Origin of the sequence: Paenibacillus sp. FSL R5-0914, from assembly GCF_038004525.1 — a bacterium.
Classification (GTDB): domain Bacteria; phylum Bacillota; class Bacilli; order Paenibacillales; family Paenibacillaceae; genus Paenibacillus_AQ.
The window spans coordinates 1,422,654-1,447,448 of record NZ_JBBORH010000001.1 but is presented as its reverse complement, the minus strand read 5'-3'; the positions used below and the strand labels follow the sequence as shown (position 1 = coordinate 1,447,448).

Sequence of the window (24,795 nt, the reverse complement as noted above, 5' to 3'; positions counted from 1 at the left end):
CTGGATTTTAAAAAAGGAATCGGGAAGTCCGATTCCTTAGGGATGAAAATTCAATTCATTATACCATTACTCTTTTTTAGAACTTAGAACGTTAGCAGCACTAAACTTTACAGCAGTAGTAGTTGATGCGCCTCCCACATTAACGTTTAAAATAACAGCATCATTACCAGCAGCTGTATCCGCCAACTGCCCCTTAGCATTAAAGTTAACTGTACCTGAGGCGATTGGGTCCTTGGAACTCGGAAGACTCAACGGACTATCAATGTACCCGAACTTTTGAATATCTGAAAGATCAACAGTTTTGGCACCAACAAAGTCCCCGTTCTTTTCCCCAACGATATATAGTCTAGCAGCATCATAAACTTGACGTGCAGTAGCTGCATCAGCACTTTCTTTTGAATTTTTAATTACATTCCCAATCAAAGGTATCGCAATAACCGCAATAATCCCCAAAATAACGATAACCGCCAATAACTCGATCAGCGTAAACCCCTTTTGATTTTCCTCTTTGCTCAATCTTCTCTTAATGGCTTGTGCTAACATTTTATTTCCCCCTCTAAGTGGTGTGTGATTGTACAGCCTATATCTTTTATTTCCGTGAATCCCGCTACAATGCTCGTCCTTCCTTGTCTAGCGCTAGCAAAGGATCTGCAACCCTGCCCCGCCTCCCCGGCTTCACCCCTCTCAATATTTACAAGGAACCGCAAGGTTCACATATTGCCGTACAGACTGAACATCGGCAGCATAATAGCGGCCACAATCACACCTACAACACCTGCTAGAAAAGCAATCAGCAATGGTTCAAGCAGTGACTTCAGACGATCGACGGTATTTTCTACGTCCATCTCATAGAAATCAGCTACCTTAGACAACATCGTGTCGAGCGCCCCCGTCTCTTCACCAATCGCAATCATCTGTGTTACTAGCGGCGGGAAGACCCATGCTTTTTTCAACGGTTCAGATAGTGGATTTCCTTGTCTCAGCGAATCACCTGCACTTCGGATAAATCCCCCAATGACCCTATTTCCTGCTACCTCTTCTACAATCACCAAGGATTGCAGAATCGGAACTGAGCTGGCATATAGAGATGAAAAAGTACGCGTAAACTGAGCAATCGAGCCTTTTTGATTCAGCTTGCCGAACACCGGAATCTTCAGCTTGGCATAATCCAGCGCATAGGCTCCCTTTTCCGTCCGTTTTGTAATCTGAAAAGCTATCACTAGGAGGAGAACTCCGAGTATCCAGAAATACCATTGACCTTGAATGCTTTTACTAAGTGCCAATACCATCTTTGTAATCGCCGGAAGCTCTGCATTCATCGATTCGAACATCGTTACAAACTGTGGAACAATCGCCCAGAGGAGGTATATAACCGCTCCAATCGCCATCACCCCGACGGTAATCGGGTAAGTGAGCGCAGATTTGATTTTCTCCGTCGTGGAATGCTGCTTCTCAAAAAACATCGCCAGTCTGTCGAGCGTCCCCTCAATATCACCTGATTCCTCACCGGCACGGATCATGCTGACGAATAGCTGCGGGAAGATTTTTTTATGATCCTGAACGGCTTGTGAGAACGATATCCCACGCATCAGGCTGGAGTTAACATCTACTAGCGCTTTGCGTAGAGGCTTACTCTCAGTCTGCTCCGCCAAAATACGCGTTGCATCTACAATCGACACTCCAGCACGCATAAGTGTGGCAAACTGCCTGCAATAAATAATGAAATGAAGCGGTTTGACCGGATTACCGATATAAATATCCATCGATAGAATCGTTGTTTTGCGTTCGATCAGCGAGAATACCGTAAGGCCCCGTTTGCGTAACTCCTCCATTGCCGTGGGTTTATCTGTTGCGGTTAGCTTTCCTTTAATGGACTTGCCTGCGGTTGTCTTTACTTGATATTCAAAAAGAGGCATCAGCTACTCACCTCCGTCATAAACGCCTTAGCTGCTACTGGTTCAATGAACCCCTGTGATAAATACTCACGGATACTCATGTCCAACGTATGCATGCCTTGCGAGCGTCCGGTTTGCATCACATTTTTAATCTGATGTGTCTTTTCGGTACGAATGAGATTGGCTACGGCAGGTGTATTCACTAAGATCTCTGTTGCACATATCCGCCCCCGTCCTCCAGCTCTTGGAAACAAGCGCTGACTGACAACTGCCAGTAATACTGAGGCTAGCTGTGAACGGATCTGCCCCTGCTGCTGACCCGGAAAAGCGTCAATAATTCGATCAATTGTCTGTGGTGCGTCTGTTGTATGTAAGGTTGCCATCACAAGATGACCTGTTTCCGCGGCAGTAACTGCTGCTGTAATGGTCTCCAAATCCCGCATCTCTCCAACGAGAATAACATCCGGATCCTGACGTAATGCAGAACGTAGTCCGCTCGCAAAGCTAGCTGTGTCGCTGCCTACTTCACGTTGATCTACCAGACAGGTTCCATGACTATGCAGAAATTCTATAGGATCTTCAAGTGTCACAATATGCTTGCTTTCGGTCTTGTTAATGTAATTCAGCATAGCTGCTAACGTAGAGGATTTACCGCTGCCCGTAGGCCCTGTAACTAATATCAAACCTTGTGGTTTAAGTGACAAAGTGGACAAAATCGGAGGCATCGACAGTTGTTCTAGACTCGGAATCTCTGCAGGAATGGCTCGGGCAGCAATACTAATCTCACCCCGCTGACGATAGACATTCAACCGAAATCTTACGCCGCCATCCAGCGGATAAGAGAAATCCACCTCACCTGCATTCCGAAACACTTCGTTTCGTTCACTGCCAAGCAGCGCTTCTGCCATTTCTGCCGCTTCATGACCTGTTACTGGTGCACCCTCAAGTGGGTGAAGCATTCCATCCATACGTATCACCGGAGGCGAGCCTACAGAGATATGTAAGTCGGAAGCTTTGGAGGAGTATGCCGTCTGCAAAAGCTGTCTAATATCCCGCGTATACGTTGGCATCGGCTGCTCCCCCTATTTTTAAAATGAAAAGAACCTAATAGACCCTAATGTGAGACCGTCTCGCGCATTACTTCTTGAAGCGTTGTAATCCCTTGACTAACTTTGAGTAAGCCATCATCCATCAGTTGAACAAGTCCACGTGCCTTACCTGCGACACGCATTTCCTCTACAGAAGCAGTGTTCGTAATAAGCTGCCGCAAATGATCGTCAATGCTGAGTACCTCATGAATCGCTATTCGGCCTCGATAACCAGAACTGCTACAGCTACCGCAGCCTCGGCCACGATGTAATTCATCTGCTGGCAACCCCAAGCTACGTAGCATAATCGCTTCCTGCTCAGACGGTTTGTAGGTTTCTTTGCAATCAGTACAGATTTTACGAACAAGCCGCTGAGCTACCACACCAATTAGTGAGGAGGCAATTAAATAAGGCTCTACTCCCATATCTCGCAATCGAGAGACGGAGCTAATCGCATCGTTTGTATGTAAAGTAGACAACACTAGATGACCTGTTAATGAGGCGCGAACCGCAATTTCAGCAGTTTCCGCATCCCGTATCTCACCGACCATTACAATATTCGGATCTTGTCGGAGAATCGAACGTAGCCCAGCTGCAAAGGTTAGCCCAATAGCCGAGTTTACGTGCACCTGGTTTACACCCTCAAGCTGGTATTCCACTGGATCTTCAACTGTGATAATATTTGCACTTTCTACATTGAGTTGGTTCAGCGCTGAATATAAAGTCGTTGTTTTTCCACTACCTGTAGGTCCAGTGATTAGCAGAATTCCGTAAGGACGAGCAATCATTTCCTTAAAAGCTTCCGCATTCCCCTCACTGAATCCCAAAGCATCTACAGATTTGACACCTGTGCTTAAATCTAGCAACCGCAGTACAATCTTCTCCCCGTGCATCGTAGGTAATGAGGACACACGAATATCTACCATTTTGTAATCAAATTGCATTTTGATTCGCCCGTCTTGTGGCAAACGGCGTTCTGCGATATTAAGTCGGGCCATTATTTTCAGACGAGCAGTGATAAAGCCCTGCATCTGCTTAGGAATGATCCGCTCTGTCCGTAAAGTTCCATCAATGCGGTAGCGGATCGTTAGATTATTCTCACCTGGATCCATATGTATATCAGACGCCCGCAGAGCAACAGCCTGCTGAATCATCTGGTTGACCAAACGAACGATTGGTGAGTCCTCGTCTGTGATCTCCGTTTCTTCTATTTCTTCTTGTGTAGGGAGCTCTACTAGCATCTGATTCATAGAATCACGCATTCCATAATGACGTGCAATCGCTCTCTGCAGCTCATCCCTAGTGGAAATGGCAGGTTCGATTCGGAACCCTGTACTCATTCGTAAATCTTCTATCGCAAAATAATCTAGCGGATCGGCCATCGCAACCATCAGCTTACCTCCTTCTTTTAAGAAGGGAAGTACCTGATAACGCTTAGCCATACTTTCAGGAATAATCTGCGTGATCGCAGGATCAATCTGGTATTTAAATAAACTGACATGCGGAATACCCAGCTGGAATTCAAGCACTTCAATCAGCTGCTGCTCCGTGATATAGCCTTGAGAGATTAGCAGATCGCCAAGCTTACGCTTGCTTTTACGCTGTTCCGCAAGTGCTTCAAGCAGCTGTTCCTGCGAAATAATATTATTTTCTACCAGCAAATCTCCAAGTCTCTTTTTGGCGATGGCCATGTCCGTTCAGCTCCATATGCCGTTATTGGTTATACCTTTATGCCGACCTCAATAATGGATAATACTAGGAATAAACAAAAGATAAATTACCAGTTCTATTTCTGCAAAACACGAAAATAGTTTTTCCATAATTACGGATCCATCAAATTTGTCAAACTAGCGTATTTTTCAATATAATTGGGACTTTAGTAATAAATTTATAGGTATATTTCAATAGATTTATGTTGTCTATCAATGCTGAATGTCCTAGAATGTATATAACATAGATTGGATAATTTTACAATGAAATCAGCTGAAAAAGCTGTCGTAAACTAGCATATATAACATACGATTCGACCATATCTACCAATAGTTAACAATCAGGGAGAGATGACCATGAAATTTGCCAGTAACAAACGGTTCTATCTTTTTACAGTAACGATCTTGCTTCTCCTTCTGCTTGTTCTGCCACTCAAAAATCACTTCATGAATGTAGAAGCCAGTTCAAATGAATACCAGATTCGGATGCTGGAGGTTACTGAGAATGGAGTTAGTGAGCTTGCGTCTCTAAATACGGGAATATCTGGCCTTACCATTGATACGATGAGTATGAAGCGCTTTGTGGCGCTGCGGGATGATCTAGACGGGCGATACGATGCGGTTTATATCGGGAAGGGGACTTACAGTCCTGTGCAGGTAAGTAATCAACAACCCGCCTCGGAGGAGAATAGAGCAAAAGCCCTTGACACCAAAAGTGTAAAGAACGATATCACTCGGCTGAAGGCTGATCAAATTACGAATGAGTTTATCAACAAGGGATTATATGTTTTCTTTCATAGTCAACCCTTTAAAGACAAAGATAAAAAACCTCAAGCTGAGGGAGGTATACTGTACAGCTCTTTTAATAGTTACCGTCTTTCCACCACCACACCAAAAGTTAAGTTTGTAGATGATACCGAACTCGCAAATATCTTTGATGATTTAAAAAAACAGAACTCTACATACATAAACGACTTAAAAAAACGCCCCCGTCTTCAAATTACGGACAAAATACCTGACTATGACCCTAATGTAGCTAATAGTAAAATCTATGTTCCTGGGGAGAAGCTTTCTTTTAATTTCAATGTTACCAACGCACCTAGAATATTAAGCTCTCCGCTCTCAGTCAAGCTATATATCGGTCTTGATAAGTCCATCAAAATGGGAGAAAAACAGGTCGTTGCTGAAACAGAAATTAATACTTCCAGTGGAACTATCGAATACACTTTGCCAAAAACTTACTCTGGATTACTCTACTGGAAGCTAGAAATCAATGATTATCATAGTTCGCAATTAAAGGATTTTGACAGCGGCGTAATTCGTTACCGTGGAGAAAAGACTATCGTAAATATCCTTCAGGTTATGCCGGACAATTTAACGGAAAGCAGCCTCCTGAACACTAGTAATATGGATCCGCTGTTTTTGAATACAACTGACTATCAACTTAATATAGAGGTCAAAACTATGACCAAATTTAACACATATGTGAATGAAAAATATGCTGCAACACAAAGCTACGGACTAAATGGCACCTATGACATGCTCATCTTTGGATTTGTAGACGAATACTATAAAAAATCTAATTTGAATACTAATGCGATCAACGCTATCACACAATTTACTGGTACCTTTAAGCAAAGCGCCTTGTTCACTCACGATACCATTATTAATTTAGATGCTAGTAAAAAGAACTGGATCAATAATTTCATGGGTATCACTGGCCAAATGAACCCTGAGACCAACTTAGGCCACAATGCCATCAATCTCTCTACCATGGTTAAGCCAGTGAATGACGGACTTTTGATGCAATATCCTTTCTATCTGAGCAAAAGAGATGACAACAACAAGCAGATCGATATCCTTCAGCCACAAATTGCCCCAACACATAACCAATACTTTACTCTTAACCTGGAAGACCCTGAGGTAGTATCCTGGTATAACATTCAAAGCGAACCGTCAGGTACGAGGATAAAACCAAATGGAGAATATAATCAATACCAACGTGATACCGAAGATAGCTGGAATCAATATTACACATATTCCAAAGGAAATATTACCTACTCAGGTACAGGTCACTTTTTTGGAGTAAGTGATATTCCGGCCAATCTAAAAAAATTCCCTGTCTGGGAACAAAAGCTATTCGTCAATACCATGTATCGTGCTTTTATAGGTGCTAATCATGCTCCTGAGATTACCGTGCATACACCGACTAATGGATCATCGATTCCTTCTTATCAAAGCACCTTACTTGTCGACTACACAGTAACCGATCTAGACTTGAATGATCGTGACCTGACGACTGAAATTTTGTTCAAACAAGGGGATACGTATCTAACTAAAATGGGATCGACCAAGAAGACGATCAAATCAGGACAGAATATTCATGAGACTTTTCCTAACCCACTGCCTGAAGGTGGAACTTTTGATATAGAGATTAATGCTTGGGACAGCACAGGGGCTCTCTCGACTCGTACAGTCACTGTAAATGTCGTAAAGTCTACTCCTAACTTGGCAGTAACACGATCGCTTTCTTCTAATGTTGTGAACGGAATCGTAGCCAAAGGAGAACAAATTACTATCGATTATTCTGTCACTCCAAAACCCGTTCTTTTCAAAGATGTTAGTGCGGGGGACCAAACTTTCAGTAAACAATCAATATCAGATATTACTTTTACAGAGAAACTTCCACCTAATCTAGAGATATCAGGCCAACTCCCTACGGGAATGACTAAAGAAGGAAGTCTGTTGGGTGGGTATACCTTAACCTATAGACTTAGCGATATTTCATATACCTTAAAGACAGAGGGTAACATACAAACCTATAAACCTGATACTGAACGACCGATTGTTTTTCAGTTCACCATAGTACCGACAGAAACTGGAGTGTACACCCTGAATGATTCCAAACTTGGCTACGTGGATATTCATGCTACTAATCCATTTGGGATTGCAGGTGGCTACAATGCATTCATCCTAGGTCCTACAACGCTTGTCGGCGGTACCATTGATGGAAGCTTAGCATCAGCAGGCACTGTAGATTTTCAATCTTACGGCGGGACAGTAAATGGGAGGTATAAAGATAGCTTGCCATATGGCATTGTTACAGGAGGGGACATTTCTTTCCCTGCAGGCACTATATACGGAAATGTGTTGTATGCAGGAGACTATAAAAATCTTAACTACGGTTCAATTCAAAATGGTAAACCTATAAAGGGAACACTTATAGATTTTAATGCTCAAGGCCAGTATTTGCGCAGCCTCTCTACTGCTATTGGAGCACTTCGTGCTAACGGGATTGCGAATGATGACACTTATGGAAAACTTACTTTAACCGGGAATTCATCCATTAACATATTTGAGGTTCCTGCCACTATTCTAAGTACGTTTAATAGTTCCCAGCTTAAGGTCCCTGAAGGATCTACAATCATTATTAATGTTACGAATGACAATATTACAGAACCTTTCTTGCATGTACCATTAGGAACCAACGGTCAGTTAGTATTATTCAACTTTCCTAAAGCTACTTCTTTGAGGGTCGATAATAGTAATGTTTACGGAACTATTCTTGCACCTAATGCAGATATTAGATTCCCAGGGGGGCAAGTATATGGAACTATTATAGGGAAATCACTAAACAAAAGTAATTCAACTTTATTCCACTTCCCTTTTACAGGAGCTTTACCATCCGAGCTCTACCCAACACCAAACTTTACACCATCAACGACCAATCTAACTCGTACGACACTTTCGTTCGAGACTCTTACATTTAGAGCTGAATACAAAATCAAGGGTCTTGCACTAGAGAACAGAACTATCTATGTAGGGGATGGGATGCGTCTGATCCCAACAGTTACTCCTTCTGATTTGAGTAATTCTGTATTCCTCTGGACAACTAGTAATGATTCGGTTGTGCAAATAGATTCCAGCAGTGGTGATATTGTCGGTTTGGCCAAAGGAACAGCACAAGTCGCTGTTAAAGCTCTTGATGGTAGCGGAGTTTCTGGTACTGCATCCATAACTGTAGAAGAACGTAACACCCGTTCTCTATCAATTGAAGGATATGAAACAGGAAGAATCAATGAATCCATTCCATTAAGTGCCTTATACAGTCAAGATAGTCAAGGAACTGAGAGCAACCTGGTGTATAACTGGTCCGTTATAAACAAAACATCTGGAGCTAGTAACGCTATTTTAAGTGACAATTCAGCCTTCCCTGGAGATAAAAGTGAAATGATATTCAGCGCGGCGCAATCGGGAACTTATATCGTAAAGCTTACCGTAACTTCTAGTAATCCAATTCCTATAAGTGCAGAAAAAACTATCACGATTACAAACCCATTAACATCACTCGCTATCAACGGTCCAACAACAGTTATGATAGGCGAGTCTATAGATCTCCATGCAATTTGGAATCCTGAAGATGCGGATGACTTGCTTTTAAATTGGAATTTCATTCAACCTAACGATAATAAATTTGCTCAATTTCAGACTTTTGATTACGGTTCGAAGGTTACGTTCACTGCTGGAACAACGGTTAAAGAGGGCATAGAAATTGGGGTATCTGATGGAACTTTAAACGCTTATCATACCATCAGCATTGTTGAACTAACTGGACTGCGGTTCAAGAATCAGTCAATAAATCTATATGTAGGAGATACTTATAAGTTAATGTCCATTTTGTGGGCATATCCGACCTCAATCTCTTTGGATCAAATTAAAAATAATCTAAGTTGGGAAAGCAATTCTCCCGGCACAGTCCGCGTAGATAACGGTGCAGATGTAAATGCCAGAGGAATTGTTACAGCACTTAAAAAGGGAGAAGCAGTCGTTACAGTTACTTACAATTCCTCAATAACCGGAGAGTTACCCGTAAAAGGCTATATTACCGTCAATGTACTAGACTCTCCAAACGGTGATCGTTACTAAATCAACTACATTTTCTTATCAGTGATAAAACTTGGAATACATTAAAAAAAAGAGGGTGATCCCTCAGCCAGCAATGGCGAGGGACATCCTCTTTTTTTAAAAACCAAACTCTATATTTATTAACGACTTACAAGCTCCAACGGTCCTACAGTTACATTAACCTGCTGCACACGCGGTAAGCTCGATTGCTGGTGAGTGAAGACTTCCTGATTATATTTCACTTGAAAGCGCTGGAACAAATTAGAGTCTAACACCTTATCCTGATCTCTGAATTCGAAACCCACTCCTGAACTTAATGGTTGAACTTGTCCTAGCACTGCATTTACTGTAAGATTTCCTTTAGCAAAAAAACCGCCGTTCAACCAAAAAATCGATCCTACCCCATAAAGTTCAGCATTACTATCGGTATAAAAAAATGCTTTCATCTCTTCTGCCTTGTCCGTAAAAGCATCAATACGATTAATAAGCACCGCTCCTTTGGATATAAGAACCAATTCCTTATCATTCAACCCTTTAATTACTGCATCCTCTACAACAGTTTCTCCTAGAACATACATAGTGGAGTTGAAAGCCACTCTTCCCTTAATAGTGACGCTTCCAGTGACAATAATATTTGCTTGTATGGGTAAAAAATTATTCTGATCTGAACTATAATTGTTGATTTCCAGATTACCTTTTACAATTATCCACTTAGGTTTGTCTATATCATTACCGCTCTTACTACCAGCCGTAAAGGTTAGTTGCTGTTTATCTATCCCATCGATTAGTAAGTCACCATAATAGATAGCGGACGTCGTCCGATCTTTTAATAATAAATTCTGTCTAATCTTATAATTCTTTAAGTTATCTAGGTATTGACTATACTTAAGATTATAATCATCTTCTTCTGCTTCAGTTGGTTTATCTGGAAGCACTGGCTTATTTGGTAGATTTGAATCAGGTAAATTGGTCATCTTATTCTTTAAATAATCGCCAAGTTCATTCTTGTCTACAGCGTCCTTTACTCTATCCCTATTCCCCGTACCTATTGCTTCCGTCACCTTGTCTATGAAAGATTCTAACACATTAATCTGGATAAATTTCTTATATGGTTTAATGAGTACCTGTTCTTTAGCAACCCCTAGTATCTTTGGTAAAATCGTTGTTGCGTTATTACTGCTTACGACTCCGCTCCCAACAAACCCCGAATACTCAATAGTCTGCAAAGACTGTACATGAACCTCGGAAACTTTCTCCGTCACACCCACAATGGAACCTCCACCGGAGAACAGCCCTACCCTAGGATATTGAGTCTGTTTTGTCAGCAAGCCCGGTCCCTTGTATTTATATTTCGCCACATCACTAATGACTAGTTTTTCACCCGCATATATATTGCCATGGAAACCAGGCGCTCCGTTTAACGTCAATACTCCTTCCGATCCAAATGCGTACTTCAAAAAATCTGGATAGGTGTCGATGACGATTTTTTGCTTCAATTGTCTTTTAACACCATTTACCGTGGCTTGTGCTTCAATATCGACATAATATTTTTGCTTATCCTGCTTCTCATAGGTGATGCTTTTGATCGTAAAGCCAGCTCCAGATAACTCCGTTACGTCATTGCTGACGCCGACAATTTTGGTGCTCACCTCATTAACAATATTCTTAATCTCATCCTCCATATGATCAGGATCAATATCCTTTCGTCCATCCAGCTTCGTCTGTATGTAAGCAACCGCTTCGTCCAGCCCCTTCTGCGCAAGGTGTAAACTTTGCACATCGTTCTCTCTGGTTTCCGTTCGTTGTGCCCCGCCCATCGTTGCCCCTAGTACAGCTAGTCCAAGTATCGTAAGTAGAAGAGCAACAAACATAACCAATACTAGAGCTGAACCTCTTTCGTTAGGGTTCCTCATCCCTCCTACTCCTCCTAGAATCCGAATTTACTTTTCAACTCCAACGGGTAATCTCTTCCGTCATAGCTCTGAACTAGCGATAAATCTATGGATATTAGACCGCTATCACAAGGAATGCTATTCTGACATTCTAGAGTAATGGCAGAACCCTCTGCTAACCTAGAAGTAATCTTAGTTCTTGTGTCCGCTGGAGGATCTATCACATCGGGTGGAGCTATCGTAAGAATGCCATTAGCAATACGAATCCGCGATTTGGTGCCGTCCTGGCGCTCTAACGTAATGAAGCTATCAATAATCTGGGTCTTATCAGCATTCTGGATCATCGTTGGGGTAATCTTATCAGGCGCAAAGGTATACAGCTCCGTAATTATTGCGGACATTAACAAATCCCCTTCATCCCGCAATGAGTTTTCAATCGATATTTTATGATAACTGCGTAAGCCTAACATCGTGATCCCTGAAATAATTCCTGCAGCAACTGTAAATAACGATAGGGCTACAATTAGCTCCACTAAAGTGAATCCACCCTCCCTGCGGAAAAGGTTAACGAATTTTTTCATCGGTAATGTATCCCTCCAAAACAGATTGGGTCTGAGGTCCACTAGAAGAATCCACTCTGCTGACTTTTACCAATACCGGCAATAGATATGCTGCCATCTTCTGTTCATCTGAATCACTTGGGCTTGGGCTTAAGCTTGGGTTATGCAATTCACGCTGATACTTAATATCGATCTGATAGTTGATCCCATTGATTGAAGGGTTCAAAACCTGATTTAAGATGGTAGTATCTTCAAAAAGCTGTATGTAATCATCGCATTTCACGGAATCATCCGTATCCTTTTGGCATTTCGCCGCCTCTATCGAATCATAATTCTCCTTTATAAAATAATCCCACATCTTCTCAAAATCCTGCTTCTCCACATAAAACAGCGCGTTCCGCGCCAGATTGACCATAATCGTCTTGTTTTGATTCGATTTAGAGTAACTCATGGCGTTTGTAAAGTAAGACGTAAGTACCAGTGAAACTATCGATAAGATCACAATAGCGGCCAGCACTTCGATCAATGTAAATCCTTTTTCCTGCTTTAGGCCTGATTTCATCCTACTTTCTTCCTCCCGGCTACGAGAATGCTTTCATATTTGCACGTTTTTTCCTTAATTTTCTACTTCCATTATATTCTCTCATATCCAGCTACAGCAATCCTCAAAACCCTTATAATTCAGATATTTCTACAATATCTCTCACTTTTGCTCTGTGCTATCATTTGGAAAGAGAGGGGATGGATGAAATGGCTTTAATAGAGTGTAAATTTTATTCGGAAGTACTAGGATTGAATACCTCAATGACTGTAATTTTGCCGCAAAAAACAACCACACAAATCGGTATGAGCAACGTAACCAGGGGAGAACTACACCCTACGTTGTATTTGCTACATGGTTTGTCCGACGATGATTCGATCTGGCTTCGCCGGACTTCGATAGAACGATATGTAGCAGAGATGGGAATAGCTGTAGTTATGCCGAATGTGCATCGCAGTTTCTATACGGATATGGCTGTTGGCGGTCGTTATTGGACCTTTATTAGTGAGGAGTTGCCTATGCTTGCGCGCTCATTCTTCCCATTGTCAGATAAACGCGAGGATAACTTTGTAGCCGGGTTGTCGATGGGTGGTTACGGAGCGATCAAGCTAGGACTACGGAAACCGGAAGCTTTTGCGGCTGCAGCAAGTCTATCAGGAGCACTTGATATGGCGCATAATTTTATGAACGGGGAAAATCCTACCGTCAAAAGCAAAGAATACGAAATGATTTTCGGAACAGAAGATATCGCCGGAACGCCCGAAGACCTTCTATGGCTGCTTGAGGAAGTGAACCGCTCCACGGGACCGAAACCAGCGCTGTATCAATGCTGTGGCACAGAAGATTTCCTGTACACAGATAACTTGAAATTCCGCGATGCATGCCGAGCAACCTCCCTTGATTTCACCTACGATGAAGGTCCTGGCAACCATGAATGGGGCTACTGGGATGCCAAAATCCGCGATATATTAGCTTGGCTACCGTTGAGTAATAACTAGCTTCTTCTAATAGACAACAAAAAGGTGCAGCCATAAGCTACACCTTAATATCTGTTCTACCCAGATTACCCTCTTCGGAGGGTTCTTTTAAAATATAAGGATAGAGTAAAAGTTTCATACTACTTTATCCTTATATTTCTCGCTTAATTGCTTACCGTCCTTATAAGGACGCCGAAGGCAATTATGCTTGTTTGGTGATTTTTTTAAATAATCCAGTCTGTTCTGTGATTCCTTTTTCAGCAGCAAATCTTTCAATACTCGATGCACCAAAGAATCCGTCTATACCTTCTGTCCGTTCAATTACGTACGCAGCATCTTCTGGTTCAGCAATCGGTCCACCGTGACAAATAACCATAATATCGGGATTTACTGCTTTCCCTGCTTTAATAATCGCTTCAATTCTTTCTACACAATCATCTAAAGTAAGAGCGGTCTTAGCTCCAATTGTACCTTTGGTAGTCAAGCCCATATGCGCCACCAGAATATCTGCGCCTGCTTCTGCCATAGCTTTAGCTTGTTCAGGATCAAATACGTAAGGAGTGGTGAGCATATCCAATTCATGCGCTGCTCTAATCATATCTACTTCTAAACCATACCCCATCCCAGTCTCTTCAAGGTTCTGTCTGAATACGCCATCGATCAAACCAACGGTTGGGAAGTTTTGCACGCCGCTGAAACCTTGTTCCTTAAGTTGTTTTAAATAAACTTCCATCACTCTAAAAGGATCTGTTCCACATACGCCTGCTAATACGGGAGTATTTTTTACAACAGGTAATACCTCCGAGCCCATTTCGACTACGATTTGGTTCGCATCTCCATAAGATAATAACCCCGCGAGTGATCCACGACCTGCCATTCTGTATCTTCCTGAATTATAAACAATCAGCATATCCGCTCCGCCAGCTTCACTGCTTTTTGCAGTAATCCCTGTGCCAGCCCCAACACCTAAAAGAATCTTTCCATTTGCTACTTCTTCTCTAAACTTCGCCATGATTTCAGTTCTTGTATTTTTGTTCATGTGTAACGCCTCCATCATTATTTAAATGTTCTGTGTTAGTGTTATTTGCTCATGAGATCTATTAGCTTCTGAGCTGCTGCTTCTGCAAACTCTACATCATTAATGGCACAATCCATCTCGATAACCTCGACAACCTTTCTGTTCACACCATTTCTTAAGGTATCAAATAACATTTGATCTTCCTCTACCCCATAAAAAGCTTCCCCTGCGACATCAATTCCGGATATCCCTTTAAGCGGCAGCATTAACACTGTTTTCTCTTTGGCCATATTTAATTTCTCGACAAGCTTTTTGCCGATGGCTTCATTTTCTTCTACTGTTGTTCTCATCAAAGTAACTGTAGGGTTATGCTTATAGAACTTATGTCCAGCAAATTTCTCGGGTACCGTATCATAAGGGCCAAAGTTGCACATATCAAGCGCGCCTACCGATACAACCTGTGGAATATGATGTTTTCCAGCAGCTTCTAACCGATGAGGTCCAGCATTTAGCACACCACCAATAATTTCGTCCGCCCACTCTGTTGTGGTCAGATCCAATACGCCTTCAATAAAACCAGCCTCGATTAACGCTTCCATGGACTGGCCACCTACACCTGTTGCATGGAATACAAGCACTTCATATCCTCTAGCCTCAAGATAATTACGGGCCGCCGTCACACAGGGGGTTGTTACCCCAAACATTGTTGTAGCTACTAATGGTTTTTTCTCTATCACTTGTTTATTCTCAAATTTAAGCATACCGGCGATGGCGAAGGCTGCATTGGTAAAAATCTTTGTTGAAATGGAGTTCAGTCCAGCAACATCTACAACCGATGGCATCATGACAATATCACTAGTGCCTACATATGGAGCAGTATTCCCTGAAGCTACGGTCGAAACCATCACTTTTGGTACACCAATAGGCAATGCCCGCATACCAGGGGTTACAAGTGAAGTCCCTCCAGTGCCCCCAAAGGAGATAATTCCATCAAATTTGCCTTGCTTATATAATTCAGGCACTAATTTTTCCATACCTTTGGCTAATAATTCCGTTGCTAGTGCCCTATCTTTCTTGGCAACGAGCTCATCTATACTTACACCCGCGGCTGCTGCTACTTCTCGGTTAGAGATATCCGGTGGAAAGGTGGGTTCAAACACACCCGTATGAATCGTAAACGTACCTAGCTCCAAGCTTTCCAGCAAATTTTTAATGTAGAGATATTCTTCACCCTTGGTGTCAAAAGTTCCGGCAATGGCAATCGTCTTCATTTCTTCAACCTCCTCTTCAAATATCTACAACAAAAAAGCATGATCAACTTATGAGTTAATCATACTTCTTTGGTTTATCAATGAAAACGCTTTTATGTCTTATGTTTTTGTGTTTATGTTAGATTTATATTGTTTTGGAGAGTACCCTTTGTACTTCTTAAACATTTTGCTAAACTGCGCATAGTCTTGGTACCCAACTAATGGTGCTAGCTCAGATAACTGGATAGGGTCTCTATGTAATATTTCCGCTGCCTTATCCATCCGAAATTGCACGAGATACGTTTGAAAGCTGCAGCCTACTTTTTTGGTAAACAAGCTACTTAAATAACTTCGGGATACATGGGCCACCTTAGCTAAATCTGCAAACAAGATCTCATTCATATAATTTTGAGCTACGTATTCTTTTACAAATTCAACATAATCATAGTGCTTTGTGATGCCGTCTAACATTTTGACCATAAAATCATCTTCATCCAGCGTCCCCGAAACTTTAAAAGCTTTGGTTATATTCGTAATGGACTTCTCCGAGGGAATTCTTTCAAAAGCAGAGCCCCCGATATATCCCATCAAGTTTTGATTATTACTGTACATATACTGCACATCAATTGGCGTTTTCACGGGACCACCATAAACCAATTTAATTAAATTTGGCTTTATCGCATTGCATGTATTAAAAATTTTGTCCGCCTTAGCCTTGGCTGCTTCCAGAGAAAATACTTTTTTGGCTCCTAATAATCCCCCTTCGGTTAAGCCTAAATGTGCACAAATAATATCCGCTCCTGCCTCGATCATCTGAGCGGCTTGGATTTCGTCAAATACAAAGGCTATGGTAAACAAATCTTTTTCGTGTGCTATTCTTATAGCTTCTACTTCAAGTAGATAACCATTCCCTTCTTCTTCGAGCGCTTCTCCAAATTGACCATCTATTAATCCAACCGTGGGGTAATTATTAATTCCGGAAAATCCCTTATTCTTTATTTCACAGATATAGGTCTCCATATCTTTTGTCGGATCGGTTGCATTAAGGCCAAAAATAATAGGAATATCTCTTACCAAAGGTATGATCTCTCTAGACGCAAAGTCCATCACCATATCATTACTATTGCAAAATGGCAAAATCCCAGCGAGAGAGCTCCTCCCCATCTGGCGGAATTTACCCGAGTTTAACATCAGAAGGAAGTCTGCTCCCCCCTGCTTCGCATACTTTGCCGTTATTCCCGCACCTGTGGCTACTCCAATAATATGATTCCCCAGTTCTAATTGCGATCCAAGCTCGTCTAGGATTTGCTCTCTACTCATACTTACGCACCCTCCTATCCCTAATCTAAGGATAACCGTAAAGAACACTGTGAATCCAGTTATGTTGTATTTAGAGCCCTTTTAGATAAAAAAAATCCCACCTGCGACCTATCAAAGTCTGAGGCGAGATTTGGTATTGATACGGTTTACAATATAGCGTCACCGTGTTTTACAACCCATTCATTAGCTTCGTGCAGTGCCTGCTCCGCGCGTTCGATTGCAGCCTTCACCTGAACGGTGGCTGTGCCGCCATAAACGTTACGGGCGTTAACTACAGCTTCCGGTTGGAGAACAGCATAGATATTCTCATCGAACAGCGGTGAGAATTGCATGAACTCTTCCAACGTCAGATCCAGCAGGAACTTGCCTTCGTTAATGCAGTAGAGCACTGTTTTTCCGATTACTTCATGTGCTTGGCGGAAAGGAAGACCTTTGCCTACCAAGAAGTCGGCGATATCCGTAGCATTCGAGAAGTCCGTGTTCACGGCTTCACGCATACGCCCCTTGTTCACCTTCATGGTGGAGATCATCGGCGCGAACAATTGCAGTGCACCAGTCAGTGTAGTAACGGTATCGAACATGCCTTCTTTGTCTTCCTGCATATCCTTGTTGTACGCGAGTGGCAGTGATTTCAGCACGGTCAGCAAGCCAATCAGGTTGCCGTAAACGCGGCCTGTTTTGCCCCGTACCAGTTCTGGTACGTCCGGGTTCTTCTTCTGTGGCATAATGCTGCTGCCTGTGCAGAAAGCATCATCCAGCTCCACGAAACTAAACTCTGTGCTACTCCACAGTACCAATTCCTCACTGAGTCTGGATAGATGTGTCATAACAAGCGCTGCATTCGCCAAGAACTCCACGATGAAATCGCGGTCGCTGACAGCATCCAGACTGTTCTCGTACACACTGTCAAAGCCCAATTGCTCCGCTACAAAATGACGGTCGATCGGGAAGGTCGTTCCCGCAAGCGCACCTGCCCCGAGTGGCAGAACGTTGATCCGTTTGTAGCTGTCCGTCAGACGTTCTGCATCGCGGCGGAACATGGAGACGTAAGCCAACAAGTGGTGAGTAAACAGGATCGGTTGTGCCCGTTGCAAATGCGTATAACCAGGGATAATTGTCTCCACATTATCTTTGGCTTGCTCGATCAAAGCTTCCTGCAATTCATGCAGCAAGCTAACTAGCTCAACTACACGGCCCCGTAGGTAAAGGTGCATATCCGTTGCCACTTGATCATTACGGCTGCGTCCTGTGTGCAGCTTACCTCCGACTGGACCGATTTCCTCAATCAGATGTTTTTCAATATTCATATGGATGTCTTCATCCGCTACGGAGAAAACAACCTCTCCAGCGTTAACCTTGTCCAATACTTTGTTCAGACCTTGCTTAATGGTCTCCACATCTTCTTGTGGAAGGATTCCGCATTTTCCCAGCATTGTGACATGCGCCAGACTGCCTTGTACATCTTCTTTGGCCAAAGCCTTATCAAATCCAATGGAAGCCGTATACTCCTCCACCAGCTTGTTTGTTCCTTTAGTAAACCGTCCGCCCCAAAGCTTGCTCACCTGTAGTTTCCTCCTCTTGGACGCCAGAGGGCCGCTCCTATCCTGACGGGAGGAACGGCCTTCTGGGTTGCCCGTTTAAGTTTATGTTACCGTTCTATTTCGAAGCTCCATTTACACCTGTAGAAACCTTGAGGCGCAATGCGTTCAAGTGGATAAAGCCAGTTGCATCCCCTTGATCATAAGCTTGTGTAGGATCAGCTTCCATCGTTGCAATTTCAGGGTTGTACAGGCTGACTGGGCTCTTCACTCCAGCGCCGATGATGTTGCCTTTGTACAGTTTAAGACGAACAGTACCTGTTACATTTTGCTGGCTCTGTGTTACAAGAGCTTGCAGTGCAATACGCTCTGGTGCGAACCAGAAACCGTTATACACCAAAGTGCTGTAACGAGTGATCAGGCTGTCACGCAGGTTCATCACTTCACGGTCCATCGTGATGGACTCCATTTTGCGATGAGCGACGAACAGGATTGTTCCACCCGGAGTCTCATACACACCACGGCTCTTCATGCCGACAAAACGGTTCTCAACCATATCCACACGTCCGATACCGTGTTTACCGCCTAGCTCGTTCAATTTCTCCATCACTTGAAGTGGGTTTAAGGACTCACCATTCAGCGCTACGCAGTCTCCCTTAACGAAATCGAGTTCCAAATATTCCGCTTCATCCGGAGCATCCTCAGGAGCGTTACTCAGTAGGAACATTCCTTTGTTCTCTGGTGCACTTGGATCGAACCAAGGATCTTCCAATACGCCGCTCTCATAGCTGATGTGCAGCAGGTTACGGTCCATCGAATACGGCTTCGCCGCAGAGGCTTGTACCGGAATGTCATTAGCTTCCGCATAAGCGATCATTTCCGCACGACCCGGGAATTGATTGCGGAACTCTTCCAAACGCCAAGGTGCAATCACCTTAATGTTTGGTGCAAGAGCAGCTACGCCAAGTTCAAAACGCACTTGGTCGTTACCTTTACCTGTCGCGCCATGCGCGATAGCCGTAGCGCCTTCAGCGATGGCGATATCCACCATACGCTTAGCGATTAGCGGACGAGCAATACTAGTTCCGAGCAAGTACTGGCCTTCATAAAGTGCGCCAGATTGGAACATAGGGTAGATGAAATCGCTAGCGAATTCATCGCGCAGGTCGTCGATGTATACTTTCGATGCACCAGTAGCTAGTGCTTTTTCTTCCAAACCGTCGAGCTCTTCTTTTTGGCCGATATCGGCTGTGAAGGCGATGATCTCAGCATCATAAGTTTCTTTAAGCCATTTCAAAATAACGGATGTATCTAGTCCGCCGGAATAGGCGAGTACAATTTTTTCTTTAGCCATGGTGTGGCAACTTCCTTTCGTGTGGGGGGTATAAGATTCGCTTAAATGCGCTTATAGAACTCCGGTGATAAAGCGCAACTACGTGAAATGTTTGGATTTCCGGTCGCTGTTATAATCAGATTTCTATGATTGTAGTCTGCCTTCGCAGATGAAATCTGATTATAAAGGCGAACGCTAACGCTCCTACAGTTCCAAACTTTCACTTCATTGCTCCGCACCGGAATTCCAACGCTACTTATTAAGTTCATCTTATATAGTATTTTATATAATCTTAGACCAATATAAGTTCAATCCTAATTATCTATGATTCCTTAACTCATCAGCGCAGCCATTAAAGCCTTTTGCGCATGCAGGCGGTTCTCAGCCTGATCAAAGATGACCGAGTTAGGGCCGTCAATCACGCCTGTGCTAACCTCTTCCTCACGGTGGGCCGGCAGGCAGTGCAGGAAGAGATAATCGCTCTTCGCGCCTTTTACAAGCTCCTCATTGACCTGATAGTCCTTGAATGCCGCTTCACGCGCCTTTTGCTCCTCTTCGAAGCCCATGCTCGCCCACACATCGGTGTAGATGACGTCAGCGTCTTGTACAGCTTCTTGCGGGCTGTTAGTAACCACAATCTTAGCTCCGGTTTCTTTAGCGATCTCACGGGCTTCTGCGACAACTGCTGCATCCGGCTCATAACCTTCCGGTCCAGCGATTGATACATCAACACCCAGCTTGGCTCCACCAATCATCAAAGAATGCGCCATATTGTTGCCATCGCCGATGTAAGCCAGCTTCAGGCCTTTGAGCTTTCCTTTGTGCTCATAAATGGTTTGGTAATCCGCCAGCACTTGGCAAGGATGTGCCAGGTCGCTCAGACCGTTGATTACTGGAATAGAAGCATAACGAGCCAGATCCTCTACTTTGTCATGGCCGAAGGTACGGATCATAATTCCGTCGAGGTAACGTGACATTACTTGTGCTGTATCGCCAACCGTTTCACCGCGTCCAAGCTGAATGTCATTTTTGCTCAAGAAAAGGGCATGCCCTCCCAGCTGATACATTCCAACTTCAAACGACACGCGCGTACGAGTAGAGGATTTTTCAAAAATAAGACCAATCGTTTTCCCCTTCAGCGGCTGAAATTCTTCGCCATTTTTCTGCTTCTTCTTCAGCTCAATCGCTGAATCAATCAGATACGTAATTTCCTCCGGGCTGTAATCGTTCAGCTCCAGTAAATCACGGCCTTTCAGTTGCTGCGCAATGGTGTGCTTGTTACTCTGTACGCCCTGACTCATGAGCTTACCTCCCCGTTTGCTTGTATAGCATAAGTATGAATGAGTTCGGAGACGATGTCTACCGCTTGGTCGATCTCCTCTTTACTTACATATAGATTAGGCAGTAAGCGAAGGACATTAGGACCTGCTGTCACGAACAACAGGCCTTTCTTTTGTCCAGCCAAAACAATATCGCCCACTGGTGATTGACATTCAATCCCGATTAACAGCCCTTTACCACGGATATCCTTCACAAAAGAACAATCCGCCAGCTTCTCTTTCAAAAGACCTGTCAGGTACTTACCCATTTCTTCAGCGCGTTGAGGAAGCTCATCCTCCAACATTGTCTCAATCGTCGCTGCCATAACCGCTGTTGCAAGCGGTGTTCCTCCGAAGGTGGACGCATGGCTGCCAGGTGAGAAAGCATCACGCAAATATCCTTTGCCAAGCATTAAGCCTGCTGGAAACCCACTAGCAATTCCCTTTGCCAAAGTGAAAATATCTGGTTCAATTCCATAATGCTGATGAGCGAACAACTTGCCTGTACGTCCCATTCCTGTTTGTACTTCATCTACTATGAGAAGCAATCCGTGTTTCTTGCACAGTGCTACTACAGCGTTCAAGAACTCAGGCTCTACCTCAAGCACGCCACCCTCTGCAAGTACCATCTCCAGCATGATAGCAGCGGTATGATCCCCGATAGCAGCTTCTAACGCTGGCAGATCATGCAAGGGTACCGTCTTAAAGCCTGCTGGAAGCGGCAGGAATCCTTCTTTCACCTTTTGCTGACCTGTTGCTGTCAGTGTGGCTAGTGTACGTCCATGGAAGGATTGTTCGAATGTGATGACCTCATAACGATCCACACCTTTAATCTTCTGGTGGTAACGACGAGCCAGCTTAATAGCAGCCTCATTCGCTTCTGCCCCACTATTGCAGAAAAACACTTGATCAGCGCAGCTATTCTCTGTCAAAAGGTTTGCAACTTTGTCCTGTCCAGGAATATGGAACAGGTTCGAGACATGCCAGAGTGTATCAATCTGATCCTTTAGCTTCGCACCGACTTTTTCAGGAGCATGACCTAGACTGGTCACAGCTAATCCACTTGTGAAATCAAGATACTTGTTTCCCTTATCATCCCATACCCAGGTGCCCTTGCCTTTAACTAAGCTGAGATCATATCTGGCGTAAGAAGGGAATACCGCGCTAAGCTTGCCTGCTGCAACATCCGGCGTACCTGATCCTGCTGTATCGGTCTGTTGTGTCCCTGCTTGCGAATCCAATTCCGCTTGTGTAAGCTTGCTCATTCTAAGTCACTCTCCCACCTTGTGCTCCTGTGTACCAGGCTGCACCTCTAAATGATATTATCTATGATTCTACGAACGAATAATACGTGTACCTATCGCTTCACCTTGCAGTACTCGGCTAAGCACCCGCGGTTCTTTTCCATCCACAATAATAACCTCTGAAACGCTGCCTTGAATGCAATCGATAGCTGCCCGTACTTTTGGGATCATGCCGCCGTAGATTTCTCCACTTTCAATTAAAGCTTCGATTTCCTGTACGGTAACGGATGGAAGTACAATTTTTTGACCCTCCACCGTACTCATAATGCCAGGCACATCAGTGACTACGATCATTTGGGGAGACTCTACATAAGAAGCGACTGCCCCTGCTGCTGTATCTGCATTAATATTGTAGCGCTGACCAGTAGCATCTACCCCGATAGGTGCAATGACAGGAATATATCCCATACCTATAATCCCTGTTACGATATCAGCTTTCACTTCCGTTACTTCTCCTACCAACCCTACTTCAGCGCTATTAGCTACGGGTCTAGCAGTAATCATATTTCCATCGATGCCGGATAGCCCTAGAGCTAGACCGCCACTTCCTTGAATTCGCCTTACAATCGCCTTGTTGATACTCCCTGCCAGCGTCATCTCTACAACATCTAGTACTGCCTCGGTGGTTACTCGCAGACCGTTCACGAAGCTGCTTTCAATGCCCAGCTTTGCTAGATTCTCTGAAATGGCCGGCCCTCCGCCATGAACAATTACAGGCTGAATGCCTTCCTGCTGCAAATCTCGTAAATCTTCGAAAAAAGAATCAGGAAGAGCAGCCAGCGTACTGCCGCCGCATTTCATCACAAACAATCCACTGCCATCTAATGCATCTATAAGTTCAAGCTCGCTATTTAGCGTCATATGTTCGGTATCCTTCCCTTGTGGGCTTAATCACGCCACAAATTAGGTACGATATGCAGCGTTAATACGCACATAATCGTAAGTTAGGTCACAGCCCCAAGCTGTAGCCTTTCCGGTTCCATCATGCAGATCTACAGTGATCAGCACAGTTTCACTTTTTTGCAAATAGGCCAAGGCCTTCTCCTCATCAAAAGCAACCGGCTTCGAGTGCAGCAGCACCTCAATATCACCTAACGAAATGTTCACACGCTCCGGAGATACTGGAACACCCGCGCGTCCAACCGCAGCAATGATCCGTCCCCAGTTCGCATCCGCTCCAAAAATAGCAGATTTCACTAGGCTAGAACCCACCACTGTCTTGGCAATCGCTGCAGCAGCTTCGTCATGAACAGCACCATTCACTTGAACCTCAATCAGGTGGGTCGCACCTTCTCCATCACGTGCAATCGCCTTGGCAAGCGTCTGGCAGACATACGTGAATCCAGCGGCAAAAGCGTCCCAATCCGGATGCAGTCGAGTCAACTTTTCATTACCTGCAAGCCCACTAGCCATCGAGACTAGCATATCATTCGTGCTTGTATCTCCATCAACTGTAATCATATTAAAAGTAACGTTCGTAGCAGAACGAAGTAGACTGTGTAAATCTTCCGCTGAAATATCAGCATCTGTAGTCATAAAACCGAGCATCGTAGCCATGTTAGGATGAATCATCCCGGAGCCCTTCGCAGCTCCAGCAATAATAACTTCTACACCGCCAACAAGCACCTTCACGGCAACCTCTTTTTTAACTAAATCAGTTGTAAGTATGGCCTGACAGAATTCCTCCGCTCCAGCAGCCCCACCGTCCAGCTTTTCTGGTATTGCAGCAATACCGCTACGTACGCAATCCATCTTCAGCAGCTCACCGATCACACCAGTCGAAGCGACAGCAACATCATTAAGCTCTACGCCCAAATGTTGAGCCGCAGCAGCGCGCATCTCATAAGCATCGGCCTCGCCTTGTTCACCTGTGCAGGCATTAGCATTCCCGCTGTTCACGACTACCGCCTGCAACGTTCCGTTCACAAGACTTTCTCGCGTCACCTTCAGAGGAGCCGCCTGAAAAACATTCGTCGTATACACGGCAGCAGCCGTAGCTTTAACCTCACAAAGAATCACTCCGAGATCGTTGCGGTCTGTTTTTTTCAATCCACAGTGCAGTCCTCCGGACTTAAATCCTTTAGGTGAAGTAATGCTTCCACCTTCCAAGGCAGTAAATAATTCAATCTCGCTCATGTTATTTGTA

18 protein-coding genes are annotated in these 24,795 nt (G+C 43.9%); 2 read left to right on the top strand and 16 right to left on the bottom strand.

Annotated features, from left to right (window positions below; genetic code table 11):
• Nucleotides 1-66: 66 nt before the first annotated feature.
• The 4 genes from MKX60_RS06215 to MKX60_RS06200 form a co-directional block, all read right to left on the bottom strand.
• The gene (locus MKX60_RS06215; RefSeq protein ID WP_341059324.1) at nt 67-543 is read right to left on the bottom strand and encodes a type II secretion system protein; all 477 of its coding nucleotides are present in this window, start codon (nt 541-543) and stop codon (nt 67-69) included.
• Between the two features lie 167 nt (nt 544-710).
• Nucleotides 711-1,916, bottom strand: a complete 1,206-nt coding sequence (locus tag MKX60_RS06210) for a type II secretion system F family protein (RefSeq protein ID WP_341059323.1) — start codon at nt 1,914-1,916, stop codon at nt 711-713.
• Nucleotides 1,916-2,965, bottom strand: coding sequence for a type IV pilus twitching motility protein PilT (locus MKX60_RS06205; protein WP_341059322.1), 1,050 nt, complete (start codon nt 2,963-2,965; stop codon nt 1,916-1,918). Before MKX60_RS06205 ends, MKX60_RS06210 begins: the two co-directional genes overlap by 1 nt.
• 44 nt (nt 2,966-3,009) lie before the next feature.
• Nucleotides 3,010-4,674, bottom strand: a complete 1,665-nt coding sequence (locus MKX60_RS06200; protein ID WP_149645302.1) for a GspE/PulE family protein — start codon at nt 4,672-4,674, stop codon at nt 3,010-3,012.
• A 375-nt stretch (nt 4,675-5,049) separates the two neighbouring features.
• Here MKX60_RS06200 and MKX60_RS06195 point away from each other — a divergent pair, with 375 nt between their 5' ends.
• Nucleotides 5,050-9,618 (top strand): DUF5057 domain-containing protein, encoded by a 4,569-nt coding sequence (locus tag MKX60_RS06195; RefSeq protein ID WP_341059320.1) that lies wholly within the window; start codon nt 5,050-5,052, stop codon nt 9,616-9,618.
• A 119-nt stretch (nt 9,619-9,737) separates the two neighbouring features.
• Here MKX60_RS06195 and MKX60_RS06190 read toward each other — a convergent pair whose 3' ends face one another.
• The 3 genes from MKX60_RS06190 to MKX60_RS06180 are packed head-to-tail and all read right to left on the bottom strand — an operon-like array spanning nt 9,738 to nt 12,611.
• Nucleotides 9,738-11,510, bottom strand: coding sequence for a hypothetical protein (locus MKX60_RS06190; protein WP_341059319.1), 1,773 nt, complete (start codon nt 11,508-11,510; stop codon nt 9,738-9,740).
• 14 nt (nt 11,511-11,524) lie between these two features.
• Entirely contained in the window at nt 11,525-12,070 is a 546-nt protein-coding gene (locus tag MKX60_RS06185) for a type II secretion system protein (protein WP_341059318.1), read from the bottom strand.
• Nucleotides 12,054-12,611: a type IV pilus modification PilV family protein gene (locus tag MKX60_RS06180; RefSeq protein WP_341059317.1), complete on the bottom strand. Its 558-nt coding sequence runs from the start codon at nt 12,609-12,611 to the stop codon at nt 12,054-12,056. Before MKX60_RS06180 ends, MKX60_RS06185 begins: the two co-directional genes overlap by 17 nt.
• A gap of 188 nt (nt 12,612-12,799) precedes the next feature.
• On the opposite strand from MKX60_RS06180, the gene MKX60_RS06175 reads away from it, so the two are divergent.
• Nucleotides 12,800-13,588 (top strand): alpha/beta hydrolase, encoded by a 789-nt coding sequence (locus tag MKX60_RS06175; RefSeq protein ID WP_341059316.1) that lies wholly within the window; start codon nt 12,800-12,802, stop codon nt 13,586-13,588.
• Between the two features lie 181 nt (nt 13,589-13,769).
• Here MKX60_RS06175 and MKX60_RS06170 read toward each other — a convergent pair whose 3' ends face one another.
• From MKX60_RS06170 to argJ, 9 genes are all read right to left on the bottom strand, one after another.
• Complete coding sequence (locus MKX60_RS06170) at nt 13,770-14,606, bottom strand: phosphoenolpyruvate hydrolase family protein (protein WP_042192344.1); 837 nt, start codon at nt 14,604-14,606, stop codon at nt 13,770-13,772.
• Nucleotides 14,607-14,647: 41 nt separating this feature from the next.
• Nucleotides 14,648-15,856 carry a Tm-1-like ATP-binding domain-containing protein gene (locus MKX60_RS06165; protein ID WP_341059315.1) on the bottom strand — a complete coding sequence of 403 codons (1,209 nt, stop codon included), beginning with the start codon at nt 15,854-15,856 and terminating at the stop codon, nt 14,648-14,650.
• A 99-nt stretch (nt 15,857-15,955) separates the two neighbouring features.
• Nucleotides 15,956-17,155 carry a phosphoenolpyruvate hydrolase family protein gene (locus MKX60_RS06160; RefSeq protein ID WP_341059313.1) on the bottom strand — a complete coding sequence of 400 codons (1,200 nt, stop codon included), beginning with the start codon at nt 17,153-17,155 and terminating at the stop codon, nt 15,956-15,958.
• A gap of 146 nt (nt 17,156-17,301) precedes the next feature.
• On the bottom strand, nt 17,302-18,717 hold the full coding sequence (gene argH / locus MKX60_RS06155; RefSeq protein WP_341059312.1) for an argininosuccinate lyase: 1,416 nt from the start codon (nt 18,715-18,717) through the stop codon (nt 17,302-17,304).
• 94 nt (nt 18,718-18,811) lie between these two features.
• Nucleotides 18,812-20,047, bottom strand: a complete 1,236-nt coding sequence (locus MKX60_RS06150) for an argininosuccinate synthase (RefSeq protein ID WP_042192353.1) — start codon at nt 20,045-20,047, stop codon at nt 18,812-18,814.
• A gap of 311 nt (nt 20,048-20,358) precedes the next feature.
• Nucleotides 20,359-21,327: an ornithine carbamoyltransferase gene (argF, locus tag MKX60_RS06145; protein WP_341059311.1), complete on the bottom strand. Its 969-nt coding sequence runs from the start codon at nt 21,325-21,327 to the stop codon at nt 20,359-20,361.
• Nucleotides 21,324-22,610, bottom strand: coding sequence for an acetylornithine transaminase (locus tag MKX60_RS06140; protein ID WP_341059309.1), 1,287 nt, complete (start codon nt 22,608-22,610; stop codon nt 21,324-21,326). The genes argF and MKX60_RS06140 overlap by 4 nt, the downstream gene beginning before the upstream one ends.
• A 69-nt stretch (nt 22,611-22,679) precedes the next feature.
• The gene (argB, locus tag MKX60_RS06135; RefSeq protein ID WP_341059307.1) at nt 22,680-23,510 is read right to left on the bottom strand and encodes an acetylglutamate kinase; all 831 of its coding nucleotides are present in this window, start codon (nt 23,508-23,510) and stop codon (nt 22,680-22,682) included.
• A 42-nt stretch (nt 23,511-23,552) separates the two neighbouring features.
• The gene (gene argJ / locus MKX60_RS06130; RefSeq protein WP_341059306.1) at nt 23,553-24,785 is read right to left on the bottom strand and encodes a bifunctional ornithine acetyltransferase/N-acetylglutamate synthase; all 1,233 of its coding nucleotides are present in this window, start codon (nt 24,783-24,785) and stop codon (nt 23,553-23,555) included.
• Nucleotides 24,786-24,795 lie beyond the last annotated feature (10 nt).